Here is a 3,047-nt window from a genome sequence, read left to right as displayed (position 1 = left end):
GTTTGGCCCCGTCTCGGTCACGAGACGGGGCCAAACGCCCGCTCACAACACCGGCGGACCGACCTCCGTGAAGGAAGCAACGATGCCCCTCGTCGCCGGCGTGGACACGTCCACGCAGTCCTGCAAGATCGTCGTGCGCGACGCCGAGACGGGCCGCCTGGTCCGCTCCGGCACCGCGAAGCACCCCGACGGCACGTCGGTCGACCCGCAGCACTGGTGGGACGCGTTCCTGGCCGCCGCACGCGAGGCGGGCGGCCTCGACGACGTCGCCGCGGTCGCGGTCGGCGGTCAGCAGCACGGCCTCGTCGCCCTCGACGCCGACGGTCGCGTCGTCCGCGACGCGCTCCTGTGGAACGACACCCGGTCCGCTTCCGCGGCCGAGGACCTCGTCCGCGAGCTCGGCGACGGCGACCGCGACGCCGGTGCGCAGGCCTGGGCCGACGCCGTCGGCTCGGTGCTCGTCGCCTCCCTCACCGTCACCAAGCTGCGCTGGCTGCGCGACGCCGAGCCCGAGAACGCGGCGCGCGTCGCCGCCGTCGCGCTCCCCCACGACTGGCTGACCTGGCGCATCGCCGGCTACGGGCCCGAGGGCGAGTCGCCGCTCGGCCCGCAGCTCGACGCCCTCGTCACCGACCGGTCCGACGCGTCGGGCACCGGCTACTACGACGCCGACGCGGACGGCGGCGCCGGCACCTACCGCCGCGACCTGCTCGCGCTCGCCCTCGGTCGTGACGACGTCACGCTCCCCCGCGTGCTCGGCCCGGCGGAGTCCGGCGGCGTCGCGCACGCCACGGTCGCGGGGGCCGACGTCGAAGGTGGGGCACTCCTCGGTCCCGGCGCCGGCGACAACGCGGCCGCAGCGCTCGCGCTCGGGATGACGCCCGGCGACATCGCGATCTCGATCGGCACGTCGGGCGTCGTCTCCGCGGTGGCGCCGGCGCGCACCGCCGACGGCTCCGGCGCGATCAACGGGTTCGCCGACGCCACCGGGAACGCCCTCATGCTCGCCGTCACGCTCAACGCGGCCCGCGTGCTCGACGCCGCCCGGGCCGTGCTCGACGTCGACGTCCACGAGCTCGCCGACCTCGCGCTCGCCGCCCCCGCCGGTGCCGACGGCCTCGTCCTCGTCCCCTACCTGGAGGGCGAGCGCACCCCCAACCGCCCCGACGCGACCGGCACCCTGCACGGCGTCCGCCTCGCGACCTCCACCCGCGCGCACCTGGCGCGCGCCTACGTCGAGGGGATGCTCTGCGGCCTCGCCGACGGCCTCGACGCCCTGCGCGCCCAGGGAGTGCCGGTCGAGCGCGTCATGCTCATCGGCGGGGCGGCCCAGTCGCCCGCCGTGCAGCAGGTGGCCACGCAGGTCCTCGGCCTCGCCGTCGGCGTCCCCGAGCCGGGCGAGTACGTGGCCGACGGCGCGGCCCGGCAGGCGGCGTGGACGCTCGCGGCCGCGACCGACGCGGACGCCGCACCCCCCGCGTGGTCGACGACGATCGCCGTCACGCTCGACCCCGACCCCCGGCCCGTGGTCCGCGCGCAGTACGCCGCCGTGCGCGACCTGGTCTGAGCCCGTGCCGACCACCGGTCGCGCTCCTGCGGCGGACCCTGTCCTGACCACAGGGCTCGCGACCGTCGTCGCGCGCTCCCGCGAGCTGGACGTCGCCCTGCACACGGTGGACGTCCGGGCGGGTGGCGAGCGGCTGCTCGCCGCGGCGTGCGCACCCCTGGGCCACGACGTGCCGCAGCGCATGTACTCCGTGTCGAAGACGGTGACGGCGCTGGCCGTCGGCCTGCTCGCCGCGGAGGGTGCGCTGAGCCTCGACGACCCCGTGGTGCGACACTTCCCGGACGTGCTCGCGGCGACCGGCCCGGCGCACCCGTGGCTGGAGGCCACGACGCTGCGGGACATGCTCGCCATGCGCGGCCCGCACCGCAGCACGACGTACAAGGTGCGGGAGGGCGGCTGGCTCGAGTCGTACTTCCGCGTGCCGCCCACCCATCCGCCGGGTGCGCTGTTCACCTACGACACCAGCGCCGCGTACACGCTGGCCGCGCTGGTGGAGCGGACCGCGGGCACGTCGCTGGCGGAGTACCTGCGCCCGCGGCTGCTCGACCCGCTGGGCATCAGCCCGGGCCTGCGGTTCCTGCCCGGCCCGGACGGCTACAGCCACGGCGGCTCCGGGCTCGTCTGCACCCCGGACGACCTGTCCCGGCTCGCCGGCCTGCTCCTGGACGGCGGCGTGCACGACGGCGTCCCGCTGCTCCCGGCGGAGTTCCTCGCCGCCGCGACGACGCCACGCTCGGACCCGGCGACCCAGACCTGGGGCGGACCGTTCCGCGCCGCGTACGGCTACCAGGTCTGGCTGCCGCCGCAGGGCGGCTGGCTGATGTTCGGCCTCGGCGGCCAGATCGTCCACGGCGACCCGGCGACCGGGGTGAGCGTGGTCGTGACGGCCGACGCCCAGGCCGCCGGCGCCGGGGACCAGAAGCTCCTCGACCTCGTGCTGGACCACCTCGTCGCGCCCGCGCGGGCCGTGGCGACCTCCGCGCCGCGGGCGGTCGACGACGTCGCGGGCGGCGACGTCGCGGGCCTGGCGTGGCCGGCGCCCCGCGACCACCCCGAGCACGCCCGCTCGCTCGTCGGGCGCTGGACGACGCTGACACCGGGCGCCGGTCCGGCCGCGCTCACGCTCGACCTGACCGCCACGGCGGACGGCACCACCGGCACGGTGGCCTCGGACGACGGCTGGTCGGTCCGCGTGGACACGTCCGCCCCGGTGCGCACGCGCGTCGCCGACCAGCCCGCGGTCGTGACCGCCGGATGGTCGGGAACCGGCACGCTCGACGTGCGCTGCGGCACCCACGGGGACGAGCTCGCCACGCTGCGCCTGCGTCTCGTGCACCTCGACGACGGCACCCTCGCCGTCCAGTCGCAAGGCTTCGGCGAGACGCTCGACCCGCGCTGGACGTTCCACGCGGCCTTCGCCCCCGCCCCCTGAGTGTTGTGGGTACGAAAAGGGCGGGAATCCGGGCTCGGATTCCCGCCC

General features: G+C 76.8%; 2 protein-coding genes. Both read left to right on the top strand.

What is annotated here, in order from left to right; all coding sequences use genetic code 11:
- Positions 1-82: 82 nt before the first annotated feature.
- Positions 83-1,567: an FGGY family carbohydrate kinase gene (locus ACWGKI_RS20695; RefSeq protein WP_452189552.1), complete on the top strand. Its 1,485-nt coding sequence runs from the start codon at positions 83-85 to the stop codon at positions 1,565-1,567.
- Between the two features lie 4 nt (positions 1,568-1,571).
- Positions 1,572-2,999 (top strand): serine hydrolase domain-containing protein, encoded by a 1,428-nt coding sequence (locus tag ACWGKI_RS20690; protein ID WP_452189550.1) that lies wholly within the window; start codon positions 1,572-1,574, stop codon positions 2,997-2,999.
- The last annotated feature ends 48 nt before the right edge of the window (positions 3,000-3,047 follow it).

This window comes from Isoptericola sp. NPDC055881 (assembly GCF_053615895.1).
This window is presented reverse-complemented; position numbering and strand designations above follow the sequence as displayed.